The sequence below is a fragment of the Silvania confinis genome (assembly GCF_025564085.1).
GTDB classification, from domain to species: domain Bacteria; phylum Pseudomonadota; class Gammaproteobacteria; order Enterobacterales; family Enterobacteriaceae; genus Enterobacter; species Enterobacter confinis.
Genome location: NZ_JAMGZJ010000074.1, coordinates 164,269 through 180,116, shown reverse-complemented (window position 1 = coordinate 180,116; position 15,848 = coordinate 164,269). Strand labels below are relative to the sequence as shown.

The following is a 15,848-nucleotide window of genomic DNA, read 5'->3' as shown; positions in this document are numbered from 1 at the left end:
GGGACAAACAACGCAGACTTAGAAGTCGTAACGCAGACGGACCAGGTTCATGTCGCCCAGATCGTCGGTGCTGGAGGTGAACACGTGCTCGTAGTCAACACGGAAACCGTAATCCAGCTGGAAGCTAATACCCACGCCGTTGTCGATGCGCTGGTAGTTGCGACCGTTCATGGTCTCGATGCGATCGCCCATAAAGTAAGGCTGGACGGATTTCAGCGCATACTGTTCAACCGGGAAGGTGTAGCCCGCGAAGTACTCGATACCCCACGCATCACCGGCAAAGTAGTCATTTACTGACGCTTTTTTGCTGGTCATAAAGTTCTGATACCAGCCGCCGCCTGCAGAGAAGGTCCAGTTGTCGGGTTTCCAGCTCAGAGCGGTACCGAGGATGTTCTGATCGTAGGATTTGCTGTCGTTGTTGCTCGGGTTACGCATGTCTGCGCGGGTGTAGTTCCACGCGGTACCCCAGGTCAGGTCCTCGGTCAGGTGGTAGTTCACACCCAACGAGCCGCCGCCTTTACGCTTGTAGCGCATCCCGTCTTTTGCCAGGAATTCGCTGTCTTCGAACAGGTAAGAGGCATACAGATCGGCATCACCGACGGTTTTTTTGTATTTCAGCATCTGGCGTGAACGGTAAGAGCCGTCGTAGTCGCCGTTGATGCCGTTACCCGGTGCCTGGCCGATCATGTCGTAATCCCAGATATCGGTTTTCGCGCCCACCACGTCGTAATAGACGCTGTTCTGCTGGCCGAAAGTCAGGGTGCCCCAGGTATCGCTTTTCAGACCGGTGTAGAGCATACGACGGGAGGTGTCGTGCGCGCCGTCAGCATAGTGATGATCCCAGTTGAACTGCGCCGGAATGTTGACACCCAGCTCGTAGTAGCTCACCCAGCTGATGTCATCAAACAGGTAGTAATCCGCTGCAAAACGGAAGCGGGTGCCACCGTCAAAGCCGTTACGCTTGTAGCTGTTTTTGCCGTCATTGCCGGTCATGTTCTGGAACTGAGGACGAATACTGCCGCCGACGGTGAAGTTCAGACGGCTCAGCGGGTTACCCGCCTGCGGATCTTGTTTTAGGACGGTGATTTCTGCCTGGGATGCAAAAGACGTCAATGCCACTGCCGCGCCGATCGCAACCGCCAGCGCTGTTTTATTTATGGTCATTATTATTCCTTGATAGACACACACTGCTATTTATTTAGCTGGTGAATGTTAACCGGAATTTATCGACCCGTGTTGACCCGTTTTTAATGATTTGTGCCACTAAAATTCAAGGAGTTATCTTTTTATGCTACTTAAGTATCACGCGCCAGTATAAAAACCGGCGCGTGATGATTACGAAGGGAAATTAACCCGCGAACTGGCGGAACAGGGCTTTGCCTTTCAGTAAACGCGCCCCCAGCCAGCCGCCGCACAGGGAGAGCATCAGCGCCCCGCTCAGCGGCAGGATCACCCACAGCCGCCAGTCAGGCTCCCACGGGAAGTCAAACACCCGGGTTTGCAGCACCGCCAGCGCGGTTTCTGCCCCGATGGCGGCCACCAGTCCGGCCACCAGCCCCAGCAGAGCAAACTCACTCCACAGGGTGGTGCGCAGCAGCTTTTTGCCCGCGCCCAGGGTGCGATAAACCACCAGCTCCTGATGGCGCTGGCGCATACCCACCTGCACCTGGGCCAGCAGCAGCAGGACGCCGCAAAGGGTCACCAGCACCACCATCACCTCCAGCGCCCGACTGACCTGCTCTAGCACCTGGCCAACCTGTTTGAGGATCGCCCCGATATCCAGCAGGCTGATGGTCGGGAACTCCCGGTTCAGCTGGGTGAGCATGCCGTTGCCGTTTTCCCAGCGGAAACTGGTCAGCCAGCTCTGAGGCTGACCATCCAGCGCCCCGGACGGGAAGATAAAGAAGAAGTTAGGTCGTAGGCTCTCCCAGTCCACTTTACGCAGGCTGGTGACTTTGGCGCTGAAATCCTGCGTATCGCCGGTAAAGGTCACCGTATCGCCCAGCCCGACGTTAAGGCGCGTTGCCAGCCCCTCTTCCATCGACACTTCGCCCGCTTTTGGCGGCCAGCTTCCCGCGGTGATCGGGTTGTGATCCGGCTGTTTCTCCTGCCAGGTGAGGTTTAGCTCGCGGTTGAGCGATTCATCCTTATTGCCCTCGGTCGACTCACCGTTAATCTGGGTCAGACGCGCCCGCACGATAGGGTAGAACGCCGCAGGCACAATCTGATGCTCGGAGAGGAACCCTTTTAACGGCGTGACTTGCTCCGGGGCGATGTTAATCAGAAAATAGTTCGGGCTTTCTGCCGGGAGTTGCTGTTGCCAGCGATCCAGCAGATCGCCGCGCAGCACCAGCAGCAGCGCCAGCAGCATAAACGACAGCGAAAATGCCGACAGCTGGCTGAGGGTCGACCACGGCTGGCGCAGCAGGCGGTTCACCGCCAGACGCACCGGGAGTGATTTCACCGTTAACCCGCGCAGCACGCTGAGCAACATCCAGCCCAGTACGCCGCACAGCAACGCCAGCACCACGGCACCTGCCAGCACCGCCCACAGCAACATGCTGCCGCCCATCAGCCAGGCAAGCAGCGCCACCACTACCACCACGATAGTCGGCAGGTACACTTTCAGCGGCCAGACGCTGGCTACCACGTCCCGGCGCAGCACCCGCAGCGGCTGAGTCGCCAGCAGCAGGCGGTACGGACGCAGCCCCACCAGCAGGGAAATCACCGTCATTGCGCCAATCGCCCACACCCACGGCCACAGGCTGGCCGGCGGCAGCGCGGCTGGCAGCACAGGTTTAAGCAGTACCATCAGGACCTTTTCAAACAGCAGCCCCATCGCCCCGCCGGTGAGGGCAGAGAGTGCGAGCACCATCAGCCACTGGCCGACAATCAGCTTGCGCAGCTGCGCCCTGCCCGCCCCCAGCGTTTTGAGGATCGCCACCAGATCGTAGCGGCTGCGGCAGTAGTGGCTCATGGCCACCGCCACCGCCGCCACTGCCAGCAGCAGGGTCAGCAGCGCGGAGAGCAGCAGGAACTGCTGGGAACGCTCCAGCGATTTACCCAGCGCGCCGTCCTCTTGCTCGAGCCCGGTCCAGCGATGCTCCGGTTTCAGCTGCGGCAACAGCCATTTTTCGTAAGCCGCCAGCTGAACGGGGGTACCGCCAAACTTATAGCGCCAGGTGACGCGGCTGCCGGGCTGTACCGCCCCGGTTTTCGCCACGTCGGCGGTGTTCATCAGCAGGCGCGGTGCCATCTGGAACGGGTTAAAGCCGGAATCCGGCTCCTGCACCACTTCCCCGGCAATTTTCAGTGTGGCATCCCCGACGTCGATGCTGTCGCCGGTTTTCAGGTTCAGCAGCGCCATCAGACGCGAGGCCAGCAGCACCGTTCCCGGGGCCGGTTTCAGGCCTGGCGGATGGGTCTGGAGATCGCCATACATCGGATAGACATTGTCCACCGCCTTCACGCTCGCCAGCTGCGGCGTGTCCCGGGCAAAGGTCATGGTCTGGAAGCTGAGCTGCTCGCTCACTTTTAGACCCTGCTTTTGCGCCTCATCCAGCCACGCCTGCGGCACCTCGCGTGAGCTGCGCAGGGTTCGGTCTCCTGCCATAAACTCGCGGCTTTGCTGGCTGAGCCCCTTTTCCATCCGATCGCTGACGCTGCCGAGCGCCAGCACACAGGCCACCGCCAGGCTCAACGCCAGCCAGACGATCAGCAGTGAGGGTGAGCGCCATTCGCGCCAGAACCAGCGGGCAATCATGCTTCCTCCTGCAACAGACCGTTCACCAGCCGCAGACGGCGATCGCAGCGAGCCGCCAGTTGCGGATCGTGAGTGACGAGGATCAGCGTCGTGCCGTTTTCCCGATTGAGCGAGAACAGCAGGTCGGCAATTTTATCCCCGGTCTGGCGATCGAGGTTGCCGGTCGGTTCATCGGCAAACAGCACATCCGGGCGGCCGTTAAAGGCGCGCGCCAGCGCCACGCGCTGCTGCTCACCGCCGGAAAGCTGCGCCGGAAGATGATCGAGACGTTTGCCGAGCCCCAGTTGCTCCAGCAGCGCTTTTGCGCTCTCGCGACTGTGGGTGGTATTTTCGCCGTGCAGCAGGCCCGGCAGCTCGACGTTCTCCAGCGCATTAAGGGTCGGGATCAGCATAAATGACTGGAAAACAAAGCCGATGTGCTTTGCGCGCAGGGCGGCACGCGCCTCTTCATCCTGGCTGTGCAGCGGCTGCCCGACGAGGTTGACTTCACCGCTGCTGCCGTCATCCAGCCCCGCGAGGATCGCCAGTAGCGTTGACTTGCCGGAGCCCGACTCACCAATCAGCGCGATGCTTTGCCCGCGTTTGACAATGAGTTCAACTCCGGTAAGGATGGAAAGCTCGTGCTCCCCCTGACCCACGGACTTCTTAAGACGATGAACTTCAACAATGTTTTCCGCTGGCATTTGCCTTTCCTTTTTTTGATTCTGATGACATGCCGCGCCGCGGCGGCAGACACGATATTAATTCTGGGTGACAGCCTGAGCGCAGGCTATCGGATGGCGGCCAGTGCCGCCTGGCCCGCGCTGCTGAACGATAAATGGCAGACCAAAACGCCGGTGATCAATGGCAGCATCAGCGGCGATACGTCCCAGCAGGGGCTCTCTCGCCTGCCTGCTTTACTTAAGCAGCATCAGCCACGCTGGGTGCTGGTGGAACTCGGCGGCAATGATGGCCTGCGCGGATTCCAGCCACAGCAGACGGAGCAAACCCTGCGCAAAATTCTGCAGGATATTCGCGCCGCGAACGCCCAGCCGCTGCTGATGCAAATTCGACTGCCGGCAAACTATGGCCGTCGCTATAATGAAGCCTTCAGTGCGATATACCCCAAACTTGCCAAAGAGTTTGATATTCCGCTACTGCCCTTTTTTATGGAAGAGGTCTACCTGAAGCCGCAGTGGATGCAGGACGACGGTATTCACCCCAATCGGGACGCACAGCCGTTTATCGCCGACTGGATGGCGACCCGGCTGGCACCCTTAGTTAAACATGAGTCGTAATTCAGCGGAGATTGTGACAGGTAAAGTTATGCAAAAATCGGTCTTAATAACAGGATGTTCCAGCGGGATTGGCTATGAAAGCGCCCTTGAATTGAAGCGTCAGGGATTCTGGGTGCTGGCCGCCTGCCGCAAACCCGACGACGTAGAACGGATGAACAGCATGGGATTTACCGGCGTGCTGCTGGATCTGGATAACCCGGACAGCATTGAGCGCGCCGCCGACGAGGTGATCGCCCTGACCGGTAATCGGCTGTATGGCCTGTTTAACAATGCCGGTTTTGGCGTGTACGGCCCGCTGCAAACCATTTCCCGCCCGCAACTTGAGCAGCAGTTTTCTGCCAACTTTTTTGGCATTCATCAGCTGACCATGCGCCTGCTGCCCGCCATGTTGCCACACGGTGAAGGGCGGATCGTGATGACCTCTTCGGTGATGGGGCTGATTTCCACCCCGGGTCGCGGGGCTTACGCCGCCAGCAAATATGCACTGGAGGCCTGGTCGGATGCGCTGCGTATGGAGTTACGCCACAGCGGGATCAAAGTGTGTTTAATTGAGCCAGGCCCAATCCGCACCCGCTTTACCGATAACGTCAACCAGACTCAGACCGACAAGCCCGTCGAGAATCCGGGTATTGCCGCACGTTTTACCCTCGGCCCGGAGGCGGTCGTCGTCAAAGTGCGCCATGCTTTTGAAAGCAAAAAACCCAAAATGCGTTATCCGGTCACCCTGGTGACCCATGCTGTCGGCCTGCTTAAGCGCCTGCTGCCCGGCCGGATGATGGACAAAATTTTACAGGGCTGAGTTGAAGCCACGCGCCACGCCCCCATGTAAATGAAAACTCATAACAGAGAAAAGACGCATGTCCGTACAGAATATTGTCAACATTACCGAAGCAAACCTGCAGCAGACGCTTGAACAGTCGATGATCAAACCGGTGCTGTTCTACTTCTGGTCTGAGCGTAGTCAGCACTGTCTGGAGCTGACGCCGGTGCTGGAAAATCTTGCGGCGCAGTACAACGGTCAGTTCATTCTGGCAAAACTGGATTGCGACGCCGAGCAGATGATCGCCTCCCAGTTTGGCCTGCGCGCCATTCCAACGGTGTATCTGTTCCAGAACGGTCAGCCGGTTGATGGCTTCCAGGGCCCGCAGCCAGAAGAGGCGATCCGCGCCCTGCTGGACAAAGTGCTGCCGCGTGAAGAGGAGCTGAAAGCCCAGCAGGCGATGGCATTGATGGGGGAAGGCAAGCATGAGGAAGCCCTGCCGCTGCTGAAAGACGCCTGGCAGTTATCCGCACAGGACAGCCAGATTGGCTTACTGCTGGCGGAAACGCTGATTACCCTGAAACGTTCTGAAGAGGCTGAAGGGGTGCTGAAAACCATCCCGATGCAGGATCAGGATACCCGTTATCAGGGTCTGGTGGCACAAATTGAACTGCTGAAGCAGGCCGCCGATACGCCGGAAATTCAGCTGTTGCAGCAGCAGGTTGCTGCTAATCCTGCTGACGCGGCGTTAGCCAGCCAGCTGGCTCTGCAGTTGCATCAGGTAGGTCGCAACGAAGAGGCGCTGGAATTGCTGTTCAGCCATCTGAAAACGGATTTGGCGGCGGCTGACGGTCAGGCGCGTAAGATGTTCCAGGAAATCCTGGCGGCGCTCGGTACCGGCGATACGCTGGCCTCAACCTATCGCCGCAAGCTTTACGCTCTGCTGTACTGATCCCACGGCACCAGCCCGGTGGCGCAATGCTCACCGGGTCAACCCTTCTGCTGTAACCTTTCTGTTTCATTTCCCTTCCGACACATACTGATAGCGCCTTTCCAGTCTATGGACAGATTAACTGTTCTTATTACCCGACTGGCCGATCGTCACCCCTGACAACAAAGACAAATAAAAGTCTTATGCAAGTCTAGTCATTACATTACAAAAAACCAACATCGCCATTACGCAGCGCTAATAAATCCAGCTTATTTCAGCAAAAGTGCGCTTTCAGACATCTATTCACTTACAACTCGGTATAAAAAAGACTAATCACTCACTTCAGTTAACACACCTCTGTAAGCGAAATATATCGTGATTTCGTTCGAAACATCACTTATGAAAGACTATTAAAAATCCATCACCAATTGACTTGCCAATAACTATTTATTGTTTAGAATCCATTTAAAAGTGTAACAACTAAAAATGCTAGTTACACAAAAGACAACAAAAAGACACTTACATCCCCTACATCACTCAGAGAGACAGAGACTTCATTTTGTCTGCCGCTCTGCAATTTTATCGTTGATCAATCAATTGACCTCAGGACATGTAGAGATGAATACCACCGTCAGACTGCTCGCATCGGCCATTGCCATGTGCATTGTTGCGCCAAATGTTTATGCGATCAGCGCCGACCAGGCTGTCGCAAACCTTAAAGGTGCTGCGGAATTCGAACAAATCGCACACAAAAATTACGCTGCGTCACTGCGCGCCGAGCGTGAGTCCTCTGCCGATATGATGAAGACCTTAGATCAATACGGGGTACTTTCAGATGAAGGCGCTGCCGCAGCCAAAGCGCATCAGGATGCATTCGCGTTGATCGCTCAACGCCGCAGCGAGGATCATTTTGCTAATGGTCAGCTTCAGGCGGCGCGCAATGCCTTTAAAGATGGGTCTATCACTCCAGTCGCGACACCGACACCGCAGGCGCCACAGCCTGTACTGGCTCCGCATCAACCCCCTGTTGCGCAGCCTGCTCTTATTCCACAGCCGATGAACGTGCCGCCAGTGCCGGTGCAGTCCGTGCCGCCGAAGCTCGCTGTAAATAACATTCCGCAGCCGATGAATGTGCCGCCAGTGCCGGTGCAGTCCGTGCCGCCAAAGCTCGCCGCAAATAACATTCCGCAGCCGATGAATGTGCCGCCAGTGCCGGTGCAGTCCGTGCCGCCAAAGCTCGCCGCAAATAACACTCCGCAGCCGATGAACGTACCGCCAGTGCCGGTGCAGTCCGTGCCGCCGAAGCTCGCCGCAAATAACATTCCGCAGCCGATGAATGTGCCGCCAGTGCCAGTGCAGTCCGTGCCGCCGAAGCTCGCTGCAAATAACATTCCGCAGCCGATGAACGTGCCGCCAGTGCCGGTGCAGTCCGTGCCGCCAAAGCTCGCCGCAAATAACATTCCGCAGCCGATGAATGTGCCGCCAGTGCCGGTGCAGTCCGTGCCGCCAAAGCTCGCCGCAAATAACATTCCGCAGCCGATGAATGTGCCGCCAGTGCCGGTGCAGTCCGTGCCGCCGAAGCTCGCCGCAAATAACATTCCGCAGCCGATGAATGTGCCGCCTTTACCTGCGGCTCAACTCACCCCGGCTTATGAGATCAAAACCGTTCCGCCTGTCGTGAGCATTGAACCTGTGGCGCAAGATATCCTTACGCCTCAGCCTGAACCCACTAAGACGGTGCTGATCGTCACAGAGCAAACTACGCCTGCCACGCTGGTGAAGGGGACGCCGGATGATGTCGTTGTTAATGGTCAAACTGTGGATACCCATACCACAACCGTGGATAACACCACTACCGCTCCGCTGACCGCCACCAAAGGCGTTTCCGATCCACAACCCTTAACGCCTACGAAAAAGACAACCCGTTCCGGCCAAGCCACGGGGAACACGTACATCGTGAACTCTACCAGCGAAGTGAACAGCTATTATGTTGATCAGACCAACCAGACTCAGGTGAATACCAATGGTCAACGAATCGCTAACAATAGCCAGCGCATCGAGAACAACGACCAGCATATTTCGGTAAATAGCCAGCGTATCGACAATAACAGCCAGCAGATCGCGGGCAACAGCCAACGTATCGACAGCAACAATCAACGCATCACCAGCAACAGCCAGGCCATTGAGCGTAATGCGAAAGATATCGATGATACCCGCAACGATCTCAAGCGTGGGCTGAACAACGCGGCTGCGATGTCCAGCCTGCATTATCATTCCGATAACGCCTGGGCACTTTCTACGGGAACGGCAAACGGTGATGGTGCAGCTCTGGCTGCCGGTCTGCAGAAAGGCGTAACACCGCATGTTGCCGTCAACATGCAGGCTTCAAGCTCCTTCGACAACGGCTGGATGGCTGGCGCAGGTATTTCCGGCGATTTCTAATACCTTTGCCACAGGTAAAAAACCCGCGATATCAGAACATTACGTAGGCCCGGTAAGGCGCTAGCCGCCACCGGGCAATTCCAGAGAGGTGCACTACATTTAGGGCGGCTTTTTTATCCCGCCAGCAAAGGTTTGTTAAGTCTTATTAATGTTTATAGCTTTAAAACAGTTAGCCTGACTTAACGCTGAACAATACAGTCTTTAGCATGTCCACTGTTGTTGACGGGTAACCCGTTAAAAGTAATCTTTATCTTCAAGAATGTGATCCGCTCAAAATTCCGGTACGCGTAGCTAATGGCCTCATCAGGTGAGAAATGTTAAACTTTTTCGCGGTTGAAATGGCACGCTAATAACTATAGGAAGTAAGCGGCATGACACACATTTTTTATGAGTTCACCTCCCTCAAACCCGGTGTTCCTGATGTAGAAACGTTAATGCAAGTCATCAATTCATCGGCCATCACCAGCTTTGTCATGGGGCCTGAAGTCGTTGATTTTGTGAAGAAAGCACTGATTGTGAACACCACCATTATCAGCTTTAAAAATTGCAAGTTTGCCTTTAATGACGGTGCCCATTTCATTGAATTCGATAGCAAAGGAAAATCGAAGCGCTTCGACGAAGTCCCGGAGTGGTTTGTCTCTCCGGCAGACTTTTCCCGCACCCAGTGGCTGATCAACCATAATCTGTCGGATGTGATGGCGACGACGTTTATTGACGTGTTGATGTCTTACCCGCTGAAAGAGCGCCGCGCGCATTGCAATCTGCTGTTCGGATTAGACTTGCATAAGACGGGCATCGTGCCCTCCAGTGCCCCTGCCGCCAGCAAGATCGGCAACAAAAACGGCAAAACCACCAAACCCAAAATCATCGATCTGGGATCCTTTGAGCTGTTCAACCAGTTCTTTGATCGCCTGAAAAGTGCCGTTGTGGCTGACCATTTCCCTACCCTACAGGTACTGACGGGGATCGATAATCTGTCTAAAGCGCCAAACAACCTCAAACAGGGACTTCGCACCTGGTTCAAAGCCATTACCGGCGATCTGCCGCCGAACAATAAGCGCGTCGAAGCCGGTAATGCCGGTCTGTTCTGCGCCCCGGTGCGCGAGCAGCTGCAGCAGATTGAAGCCATCGGTCTGGAAGCCTATTACGCTGGCCTGTCACGGGCGATAAATGAAGCCGGCGAGCAATACATCACCGATTTTACCTATACCCATCACAACGCCTGACCTACCGTAACCCGCAAAAAATCGTGTCGCCCTGCTAATTTTAGCGGGGCTTTTTTACGTTCAAGCGCCGCCCGCGCCGTTGATTCGGCGCGAATGTTGCGCTGTTTGTCGATATACTTATGGACAACAAACGCGCAATCTTTATCGCCACATGGAATGCAAAACAGGAGGTTTTTCAATGCTCATCATTATCCCGGTACTGATCTTCGTCGCCCTGGTGATTGTTGCCGCCGGGGTCAAAATTGTCCCGCAGGGTTATCAGTGGACCGTTGAACGTTTTGGCCGCTACACCAACACGCTGCAGCCCGGTCTGAGTATTGTCGTGCCGTTTATGGACCGTATTGGCCGCAAGATCAACATGATGGAACAGGTGCTCGATATTCCTTCCCAGGAGGTTATCTCCAGGGATAACGCCAACGTCACCATCGATGCAGTGTGCTTTATTCAGGTCATTGACGCGCCGAAAGCCGCCTACGAGGTGAGCAACCTTGAGCAAGCGATTCTGAATTTAACCATGACCAATATTCGTACCGTGCTGGGCTCCATGGAGCTGGATGAAATGCTCTCCCAGCGCGACAGCATCAATACCCGCCTGCTGCATATCGTCGATGAAGCCACCAATCCGTGGGGCATTAAGGTCACCCGCATTGAAATCCGCGACGTGCGCCCGCCAGCAGAACTGATCTCGTCAATGAATGCGCAGATGAAGGCCGAGCGTACTAAACGCGCCTATATTCTGGAGGCAGAAGGGATACGCCAGGCCGCTATCCTGAAAGCCGAAGGGGAGAAACAGTCCCAGATCCTGAAAGCCGAAGGGGAACGTCAGTCGGCATTTTTACAGGCTGAGGCCCGCGAACGTTCGGCAGAAGCGGAAGCAGAAGCCACCAAAATGGTTTCACAGGCCATTGCCGCAGGGGATATCCAGGCGATTAACTACTTTGTGGCGCAGAAATACACCGAAGCGCTGCAGAAAATCGGCTCGGCGGACAACAGCAAAGTGGTGATGATGCCGCTGGACGCCAGCAGCCTGATGGGCGCGATCGGTGGGATCTCTGAGCTGATTAAAAGCAGCGGCAACGAGCGCAAACTATGATCGAGATAATTGCAGCACATCCGCACATTTTCTGGCTGAGCCTTGGCGGAATATTGCTGGCGGCAGAGATGCTCGGCGGCAACGGCTATTTGCTGTGGAGCGGCGTGGCGGCGGTCGCCACCGGGCTGCTGGTCTGGCTGCTGCCGCTCGACTGGGCGTGGCAGGGGGCGATGTTTGCCGTGCTGACCCTGATTGCCGCATGGCTCTGGTGGCGCTGGCTCTCACGACAGGTGCGGGCGCAAAAGCCCGCCGATGCCCGGCTTAATCAACGTGGGCAGCAGCTTGTCGGGATGCGGTTTACGCTGGACACTAATCTGGTGAACGGCCGCGGCCATATGCGGGTGGGTGACAGCTCGTGGCCCGTTGTTGCCGACGACGATCTCAACGCCGGAACCAAAGTAGAAGTGGTGTCGGTTGAAGGGATCACCCTTCGCCTTAAGGCCTGCTAAACCTCATGCTTGCGATGACAGCAGCCGGACAGATGGTCGATAATCGGACAATCGGCGCTGTCATCCCCCGGACAGCTCTCGGCGAGTGCCAGCAGCCGATCGCGCATCGCCTGTAACTCCACAATATGGCGCTCGATTTCGGCCACCTTCTCCAGGGTTCGGCTTTTGACATCCGCACTGTGGCGAGCGGGATCGTTAAACAGATCCACCAGATCGCCGCACTCATCCAGATTAAACCCCACCTGACGGGCCTGACGCAGTAGCGTGAGTTCATCAAGGTGCTTTTGCGTGTAGCTCCGGTAGCCATTCTCACTGCGCAGCGGGGGTGTCACCAGCCCCTTCTCTTCATAAAAACGAATCGCTTTGCTGGTGAGCCCGGTTTTTTTGGCAACATCACTGATATTCACTTTTCCCCCTTGACCTTCCCCTTGATGGAAGGTTTAACCTTTATAACAGTTAGATGAAAGTGTTCCTACGGTCAATATCTGGCCGGATATTTTAAGGAGTTTTCGTATGTCTCACAGTATAGATCTGACGCTCGACGGCCTGACCTGCGGCCACTGCGTCAAACGCGTCAAAGAGAGTCTGGAGCAACGCCCGGACGTCGAACATGCAGAAGTAACCCTTGATCATGCGGCTATCACCGGCAGCGCCACCGCCGATGCCCTGATCGATACCATCAAACAGGCCGGTTACGGGGCGGAGTTAAGCCACCCAAAGGCTGATCCGCTGACAGCATCAACATTCCCGTCGGAAGCACTGACAGCGGATCCCACTGAGCTTCCGGCAGCTCACGATATTGATGACAGCCAACAGCTGTTGATCAATGGCATGAGCTGCGCCAGTTGTGTCACCCGGGTGCAGAATGCCTTGCAGGCTGTACCGGGCGTCGCACAGGCGCGGGTCAATCTGGCGGAGCGCACTGCGCTGGTGATGGGCAGCGCCTCCGCCGCTGATTTAGTGCTGGCGATTGAAAAAGCGGGCTACGGCGCAGAGGCGATTGAGGATGATATCAAACGCCGTGAGCGCCAGCATGAGACCGCTATCGCCACCATGAAACGCTACCGCTGGCAGGCCATTGTGGCGCTGCTGGTCGGGATCCCGGTGATGGTGTGGGGAATGATCGGCGACAACATGATGGTCACCGACGAAAACCGCACCTTGTGGCTGATTATCGGTGTTATCACGCTCGGGGTGATGGTCTTCGCCGGCGGGCATTTTTATACCAGCGCGTTGAAGAGCCTGAAAAACCGCACCGCCACCATGGACACGCTGGTGGCGCTGGGCACCGGAGCCGCCTGGCTCTATTCGATGAGCGTCAACCTCTGGCCGCAGTGGTTCCCGATGGAAGCGCGGCATCTCTATTATGAAGCCAGCGCGATGATTATCGGCCTGATTAATTTAGGCCATATGCTGGAAGCACGGGCGCGCCAGCGCTCCTCGAAAGCGCTGGAACGTTTGCTCGATTTAACCCCGCCAACTGCGCGGGTGGTCACCGAAAATGGCGAGCAAAACGTCCCGCTGGCCGAGGTCGAGGCCGGTATGATCCTGCGCCTGACCACCGGCGATCGTGTCCCGGTCGATGGTGAGATTACCCAGGGTGAAGCCTGGTTTGACGAAGCCATGCTCACCGGTGAACCGGTGCCACAGCAGAAAAGTGTCGCAGAGAGCGTTCACGCCGGAACCGTGGTGCAGGATGGCAGCGTGCTGTTTCGCGCCAGTGCTGTCGGCAGCCAAACCACGCTGTCACGTATTATTCGTATGGTACGCCAGGCGCAAAGCAGTAAGCCGGAAATTGGCAAACTGGCCGATAGAATTTCCGCCGTCTTCGTACCGGTAGTGGTAGGCATTGCGCTGTTCAGTGCCGCGATCTGGTACTTCTTTGGCCCTGCACCGCAGATTGTTTACACCCTGGTGATTGCCACCACGGTGCTGATCATCGCCTGTCCTTGTGCACTCGGGCTGGCGACGCCGATGTCGATTATATCGGGCGTGGGTCGTGCCGCCGAATTCGGGGTACTGGTGCGTGATGCCGATGCGCTGCAGCATGCCAGCACCCTGGATACGCTGGTGTTTGATAAAACAGGGACGCTGACCGAAGGTAAGCCGCAGGTGGTTGCCGTCAATACCCTGGGCAACCTCAGCGAAGCCGACGCTTTACGTCTGGCGGCCTCACTCGAGCAAGGCTCCAGCCATCCTTTAGCACAGGCGATTCTGCAGAAAGCGGGGACAGCCGCTCTACCCCTGCTGAATAACTTCCGTACCCTGCGTGGCCTGGGCGTCAGCGGCGAGGTTGATAATCACCGCCTGCTGCTGGGCAATCAGGCGCTGCTGGCTGAACAGGGTATTGATACCCGTATGCTGGATGAGCAACTGCACACTTACGCCTTGCAGGGCGCTACACCGGTATTGCTGGCCGTTGACGGCCAGGCTGCCGCGCTGTTCGCCATTCGCGATCCGCTACGGTCTGACAGCGTGGCCGCGCTGCAACGTCTGCACCGTGCGGGCTATCGTCTGGTGATGTTGACCGGTGATAACGCCATCACCGCGCAGGCCATCGCGAAAGAAGCCGGCATTGATGAGGTGATTGCGGGCGTGCTGCCGGACGGCAAAGCGGAGGCCATTATTAAGTTGCAAGGCGAAGGACGTCGGGTGGCGATGATCGGAGATGGCATCAACGATGCCCCGGCGCTGGCGCAGGCGGAAGTGGGGATTGCCATGGGCGGCGGCAGCGATGTCGCTATCGAGACGGCGGCGATTACCCTGATGCGCCACAGCCTGACGGGGGTTGCCGACGCGCTGGCGATCGCCAAAGCGACCCTGAGTAACATGAAGCAGAACCTGCTGGGGGCTTTTATTTATAACGCGATTGGCATTCCGATTGCCGCCGGGATCTTATGGCCGCTGACCGGCACGCTGCTGAACCCGGTGGTGGCAGGTGCCGCGATGGCGCTCTCCTCGATAACCGTCGTGAGCAATGCCAACCGACTGCTGCGCTTTAAGCCTAAAGCCTGACGTTTCACTGCAGACAAGGACGTCTTGCACCCTGCCCCCCCACGCGCTAGCATGAATTTTTCCTTTCACGGAGCGCGTATGAGTTTGTTTCATCGTCTAAAAATAGCGTTTCGCGCCCTTTTTCCCCGCCGCTACGCCTGGCCGGGAATGGATATCTCCCTGCCTGGCGGGCAGCATCTGCATCTGGTGGGCAGTATCCATATGGGTACGCGGGATATGTCTCCTCTGCCGCCAGGTCTTATCACCCGGCTGCACGGGGCTGATGCGCTGATCGTCGAGGCGGATATCTCCGGCGATGAATCGCCTTTCGCGGGCCTTGCGATCCCCCCCCCTCTGAATGAGCGTCTTAATCCGGCGCAGCTGGCTGAACTGGAGCGGGTTGCCGACGAGCTGGGATTATCGATCTCGATGCTGGAGAGCCAGCCGCTGTGGCAAATCGCGATGGTGCTACAGGCCACCCAGGCGCAGCGTCTGGGGTTGCGCGGTGATTATGGGATCGATTATCAGCTACTGAACGCCGCACGTGCGCAGCAGTTGCCGGTTATCGAGCTGGAAGGGGCTGACAGCCAGATTGATTTGCTGCGCCAGATGCCAAACGATGGATTATTGCTGCTGGAAGATACGCTGACCCACTGGCATACCAACGCGCGTCTGCTGCAAACGATGGTGAGCTGGTGGCTGGAAGCGCCGCCCAGCGTCGACACGCTGGCGCTGCCGGCCACGTTCAGCGAATCACTGTATGACGTCTTAATGCACGAGCGCAATCAGGCGTGGTGTTCAAAGCTGCACGCGCTGCCAGCGGGTCGCTACGTGGTGGCTGTGGGGGCGCTGCATTTGTACGGTGAGGGGAACTTGCCGTCGTTGCTGAGATAAAAAAGCGGCCAATATTTCT

At 56.9% G+C, this 15,848-nt stretch carries 13 protein-coding genes; 9 read left to right on the top strand and 4 right to left on the bottom strand.

Going from position 1 to position 15,848, the window contains the following annotated elements; genetic code table 11:
* Positions 1–18: 18 nt before the first annotated feature.
* The 3 genes from M8013_RS10720 to ybbA form a co-directional block, all read right to left on the bottom strand.
* Positions 19–1,164: a porin gene (locus M8013_RS10720; protein WP_271267787.1), complete on the bottom strand. Its 1,146-nt coding sequence runs from the start codon at positions 1,162–1,164 to the stop codon at positions 19–21.
* A 184-nt stretch (positions 1,165–1,348) separates the two neighbouring features.
* Positions 1,349–3,763 (bottom strand): putative ABC transporter permease subunit YbbP, encoded by a 2,415-nt coding sequence (gene ybbP, locus M8013_RS10715; RefSeq protein ID WP_271267786.1) that lies wholly within the window; start codon positions 3,761–3,763, stop codon positions 1,349–1,351.
* Positions 3,760–4,446: a putative ABC transporter ATP-binding protein YbbA gene (gene ybbA / locus M8013_RS10710; RefSeq protein WP_271267785.1), complete on the bottom strand. Its 687-nt coding sequence runs from the start codon at positions 4,444–4,446 to the stop codon at positions 3,760–3,762. Before ybbA ends, ybbP begins: the two co-directional genes overlap by 4 nt.
* On the opposite strand from ybbA, the gene tesA reads away from it, so the two are divergent.
* The 7 genes from tesA to M8013_RS10675 all read left to right on the top strand — a co-directional run bounded on the left by tesA (position 4,417) and on the right by M8013_RS10675 (position 11,941).
* Entirely contained in the window at positions 4,417–5,040 is a 624-nt protein-coding gene (gene tesA, locus M8013_RS10705) for a multifunctional acyl-CoA thioesterase I/protease I/lysophospholipase L1 (RefSeq protein ID WP_271267784.1), read from the top strand. The two genes, ybbA and tesA, sit on opposite strands and share 30 nt — an antisense overlap.
* Positions 5,030–5,839 carry an SDR family oxidoreductase gene (locus tag M8013_RS10700; protein WP_271267783.1) on the top strand — a complete coding sequence of 270 codons (810 nt, stop codon included), beginning with the start codon at positions 5,030–5,032 and terminating at the stop codon, positions 5,837–5,839. The genes tesA and M8013_RS10700 overlap by 11 nt, the downstream gene beginning before the upstream one ends.
* A gap of 58 nt (positions 5,840–5,897) precedes the next feature.
* On the top strand, positions 5,898–6,752 hold the full coding sequence (locus M8013_RS10695; protein WP_271267782.1) for a co-chaperone YbbN: 855 nt from the start codon (positions 5,898–5,900) through the stop codon (positions 6,750–6,752).
* Positions 6,753–7,349: 597 nt separating this feature from the next.
* The gene (locus tag M8013_RS10690; RefSeq protein WP_271267781.1) at positions 7,350–9,173 is read left to right on the top strand and encodes a hypothetical protein; all 1,824 of its coding nucleotides are present in this window, start codon (positions 7,350–7,352) and stop codon (positions 9,171–9,173) included.
* Positions 9,174–9,544: 371 nt separating this feature from the next.
* The gene (locus M8013_RS10685; protein WP_271267780.1) at positions 9,545–10,399 is read left to right on the top strand and encodes a hypothetical protein; all 855 of its coding nucleotides are present in this window, start codon (positions 9,545–9,547) and stop codon (positions 10,397–10,399) included.
* A gap of 178 nt (positions 10,400–10,577) precedes the next feature.
* Positions 10,578–11,492: an SPFH domain-containing protein gene (locus tag M8013_RS10680; protein ID WP_271267779.1), complete on the top strand. Its 915-nt coding sequence runs from the start codon at positions 10,578–10,580 to the stop codon at positions 11,490–11,492.
* Positions 11,489–11,941 (top strand): NfeD family protein, encoded by a 453-nt coding sequence (locus tag M8013_RS10675; RefSeq protein ID WP_271267778.1) that lies wholly within the window; start codon positions 11,489–11,491, stop codon positions 11,939–11,941. The genes M8013_RS10680 and M8013_RS10675 overlap by 4 nt, the downstream gene beginning before the upstream one ends.
* Here the strand turns inward: M8013_RS10675 and cueR are convergent.
* Positions 11,938–12,348: a Cu(I)-responsive transcriptional regulator gene (cueR, locus tag M8013_RS10670; protein WP_271267777.1), complete on the bottom strand. Its 411-nt coding sequence runs from the start codon at positions 12,346–12,348 to the stop codon at positions 11,938–11,940. The two genes, M8013_RS10675 and cueR, sit on opposite strands and share 4 nt — an antisense overlap.
* 106 nt (positions 12,349–12,454) lie before the next feature.
* Here cueR and copA point away from each other — a divergent pair, with 106 nt between their 5' ends.
* Positions 12,455–14,956, top strand: coding sequence for a copper-exporting P-type ATPase CopA (copA, locus tag M8013_RS10665; RefSeq protein WP_271267776.1), 2,502 nt, complete (start codon positions 12,455–12,457; stop codon positions 14,954–14,956).
* A 78-nt stretch (positions 14,957–15,034) separates the two neighbouring features.
* Complete coding sequence (locus M8013_RS10660) at positions 15,035–15,829, top strand: TraB/GumN family protein (RefSeq protein WP_271267775.1); 795 nt, start codon at positions 15,035–15,037, stop codon at positions 15,827–15,829.
* The last annotated feature ends 19 nt before the right edge of the window (positions 15,830–15,848 follow it).

Coding starts and splice junctions, on each gene's coding strand:
- M8013_RS10720 (WP_271267787.1), bottom strand. CDS start 1,164: ATGACCATAAATAAAACAGCGCTGGCGGTTGCGATCGGCGCGGCAGTG.
- ybbP (WP_271267786.1), bottom strand. CDS start 3,763: ATGATTGCCCGCTGGTTCTGGCGCGAATGGCGCTCACCCTCACTGCTG.
- tesA (WP_271267784.1), top strand. CDS start 4,417: ATGAACTTCAACAATGTTTTCCGCTGGCATTTGCCTTTCCTTTTTTTG.
- ybbA (WP_271267785.1), bottom strand. CDS start 4,446: ATGCCAGCGGAAAACATTGTTGAAGTTCATCGTCTTAAGAAGTCCGTG.
- M8013_RS10700 (WP_271267783.1), top strand. CDS start 5,030: ATGAGTCGTAATTCAGCGGAGATTGTGACAGGTAAAGTTATGCAAAAA.
- M8013_RS10695 (WP_271267782.1), top strand. CDS start 5,898: ATGTCCGTACAGAATATTGTCAACATTACCGAAGCAAACCTGCAGCAG.
- M8013_RS10690 (WP_271267781.1), top strand. CDS start 7,350: ATGAATACCACCGTCAGACTGCTCGCATCGGCCATTGCCATGTGCATT.
- M8013_RS10685 (WP_271267780.1), top strand. CDS start 9,545: ATGACACACATTTTTTATGAGTTCACCTCCCTCAAACCCGGTGTTCCT.
- M8013_RS10680 (WP_271267779.1), top strand. CDS start 10,578: ATGCTCATCATTATCCCGGTACTGATCTTCGTCGCCCTGGTGATTGTT.
- M8013_RS10675 (WP_271267778.1), top strand. CDS start 11,489: ATGATCGAGATAATTGCAGCACATCCGCACATTTTCTGGCTGAGCCTT.
- copA (WP_271267776.1), top strand. CDS start 12,455: ATGTCTCACAGTATAGATCTGACGCTCGACGGCCTGACCTGCGGCCAC.
- M8013_RS10660 (WP_271267775.1), top strand. CDS start 15,035: ATGAGTTTGTTTCATCGTCTAAAAATAGCGTTTCGCGCCCTTTTTCCC.